Here is a 3,057-nt window from a genome sequence, read left to right as displayed (position 1 = left end):
AGCTCGCCCTGGCCAGCGCGAAGCTGGAGATGAGCATCACCGCCTGGCGTGGCGAGGTGGACCTGATTAACTGGAAGATCCCCGAGCCTGCCAAGGCCCAGCCGGTGCTGCTGCACTATCGGGTCGACAATGGCAGTGGTGAGCGCCCAACCCAGCAGCTCGATTTGGGGCGCTACTTCGTTTCCTGCAGTGTGAAGGCATGGGGCTTCGCTGGCGCCAGCCTGAGCCTGGCGCGTGACCTGGAGCTGACCGCCGAAGACGGCCGGCTAGGCATCTCCGGGGTCGACTTCGGCCAGCGTGAAGGCTCGCTCGCCGAACTCAAGTTGTTCACCGGCGCCCAGGCCGGTTGTCGCATCAGCGGCGCGCTGTACTGGAATCCACCCGCCGGCGTGCTGATGCCGCCGCCCTTGCCGGGTGAGCAGCCAAAGGCTGGCTGGCGTGTCCTGGCCAAGCTGCAAGCGGAGGTTGCCGGTGGCGTGGGTGGCAACTTTGACTTCGACTTCCGCCTGGCGCTGGTCAATGGCCGGCTGATCTTCTCGGCCAAGGCGTCGCTGTTCTGGGGCGCGGGCGCCAAGGGCGGGGTCACCTTCGCTATCGACTACGAAAGCCTTGCCGACTGGCTCGGCCTGTTCCGCCAGGCGCTGGTCAATAGCAATTACCGGCAGCTCGAATGGGTAACGCCGGACGCCTTCGACTACCTCAGCAAGCTGTCCTATATCTGCCTGACCACGCTCGGCGACGTGGCCTTCTTCGCTGCTCGGGATATCGAGGAAATCCGTGCACTGTATAGTCGACTGACGGGAAGCGGGAGTGGCGGGTTTATAGCCTATACGCTCACTCGCCAAAGGGATGTACCGGGTAACACGTTCAGGAAATGGTTCGACGGCCTTCCACCTGAGGCGGTAGGGCCTCTGTTGCTGAGCTTCGTCGAAGAGCCTCGAGAGATGGAGGTTGATACTGGGAGCGGTAGAAAACAGCGCCTTCGCCCAGAGCAAGTCCATCTACTGCAGCAGCAAGCTATCGAGTGTTGCATGGGCTGGATGCGTGCTTCGGCGCGAGGTGGTTTCAGTGCGCAGATGCCCAACAACGCCCAGCGCCAATATGAAGAAGCGCTCACGCGGATGAATCCGAGTGGGCTAAAGCCAACTGAAAACTCGGGACAGGCATTTTGCGAAGGGCTGTTGAGGTTGCGGGAGTTTATGAGTAAACGCATTGGGGGCCTGGACCAAGATAGCGACATGACACGCACACGCTTTTCTGAACATATCACCCAGCTCGGGCTGCACTTGAACCATCAGTGCGAAGTTAAGCACCGGAGTTCCTACTACGGCACGACTTATGTGCCGGGTGGGGAGTACGTCACCACTTACAAGGGGAGCTGAGAGTGTTACTACGGGCCCTGATCATATGTTTAAGCTTTTTCATCAGTACAGCAAATGCAGTGCAATCCTCAGAAGCTCAAACAGTCCGTGATTCTGGTATAGCCATGTACAAGCAAGGCTACTGGATAAAGTCACAACCCTTTTTACGCATAGCTGCCGAAGCTGGGGATAGAGATGCTCAATACTATCTGGGAGAAGCACTGCGTTTGTCCAAGCGATATATGACCGCCGAGGCGCAGAAGTGGTACGAGGCCGCGGCAGAGCAGGGCGACGTCTATGCCATGTTGCGGTTGGCGAGCAGTAGCGACCTTTGCCGTACACTGGAAACTTGCACGCAGGACGCCGATTATTGGCAGCGGCGTGCGTATGAAACTGCTCTGAAACGAGCAGAACAAGGCGATGCTTCGGCGATGGGGGAAATGTACAGCGTAACGGGTGAACTCTCTTGGCTGAAAAAGGCAGCAGAGGCTGGCTCTGCGGATGACCAAGACCTGTTAGCCCACCTCTATAAGGAAGGTGAAGGTTGGTTTTTTTGGCCAGGAGCGCGGCAAGAAGCCGTAGAAAAGTGGTTTAAGGCTGCGGCGGAAGGTGGGCATGCGCCGGCTATGATGCAGGTGGCGGAAATTTGCTATGCCAAAGGCGATCTTGAGGGAGCTCGCATATGGTTAAGGAGGTCGACGGAAGCAGGCTATGTTAGGGCGCTCTATTCTTACGCCTCTTATATTGCTCATGAACCTGACCAGCTCGGATATCCCTATGACCCGGTCAAAGCCTATGCGCTCTTTTCTTTGATTGCGGAAATTGATTCCCAGGATGAGAACGACAAAGAAGCCTTGAGGCAGCTAGGAAGTAAGTTAAAACCCGAGCAGCTCAATGAAGCCAAAGTCTTCGCTGAAGAATGGAAGAGAACGCACCCACCCCTGTCGCATTTTGATCCTCGGTTCGGTTTCTGAACATATCGCCCAATTCGGCATACACTTGAATCATTACTGCGAAGTAAGGCATCGCAACCCCTACTATGGCACGACCTATGTGCCGGGCGGGGAATACGTAGCCACATACAAGGGGAGCTAAGCGTGATATTGCGTGTACTTGTTACTTGGGGGCTGCTTTTATGCGTGAGTGTCGCTGGCGCCGAGTTGAATGACGAATTAAGAGAAACCGGAGATCGGGGGGGGGTGTTTTATATAAGCAACGCGACTGGTATGACTCTCAACCGTATTTACGTAAGGCTGCTGAGGCAGGAGGTCGGGAAGCGCAGTATTACTTGGGAGAGGCGCTACGTTTATCCAAGCGCTATATGACTGCCGAAGCACAGAAGTGGTATCGAGCTGCTGCTGAGCAGGGTGACATCCATGCCATGTTACGACTGTCCAGCAAGCGCGATTTATGCGGCACACTGAGAACGTGCTCCCAAGATCAGGACTACTGGCGGCAGCGTGCTCGCAAGGAAGGGCTTGAACGGGCAGAGAAGGGCGACCCGCAAGCCATGAGCGAAATGTACAACGTCACTGGCGATCCGGATTGGTTAAAGAAGGCGGCTGAAGCGGGATCGCCAGGAGGCCAATATCAGCTCGCCAATTATTACAAAGCAGGCGAGGGATGGTTCTTCCTGCCGGGCGCCCGTGAGACAGAAGTGGAGAAATGGTACAAGGCGGCAGCAGAAAATGGTCAT

The 3,057-nt window shown here is 56.5% G+C and carries 2 protein-coding genes and 1 pseudogene; all 3 read left to right on the top strand.

Translation table 11 applies throughout. The features are described from left to right. Positions 1-1,382 (top strand): hypothetical protein (locus J0A65_RS21925; RefSeq protein WP_206596450.1); only part of this gene is annotated, 1,382 nt, incomplete at its 5' end. A gap of 59 nt (positions 1,383-1,441) precedes the next feature. Further along, positions 1,442-2,335: a tetratricopeptide repeat protein gene (locus tag J0A65_RS21920; RefSeq protein ID WP_206596449.1), complete on the top strand. Its 894-nt coding sequence runs from the start codon at positions 1,442-1,444 to the stop codon at positions 2,333-2,335. Positions 2,336-2,649: 314 nt separating this feature from the next. Continuing rightward, positions 2,650-3,057: pseudogene (locus tag J0A65_RS21915) on the top strand (sel1 repeat family protein); the annotation flags it as partial.

This window comes from Bowmanella yangjiangensis (assembly GCF_017255015.1).
Taxonomy (GTDB): Bacteria; Pseudomonadota; Gammaproteobacteria; order Enterobacterales; family Alteromonadaceae; genus Bowmanella; species Bowmanella yangjiangensis.
Note: the sequence above shows the minus strand (reverse complement) of the source record. Positions and strands in the feature narration are given on the sequence as shown.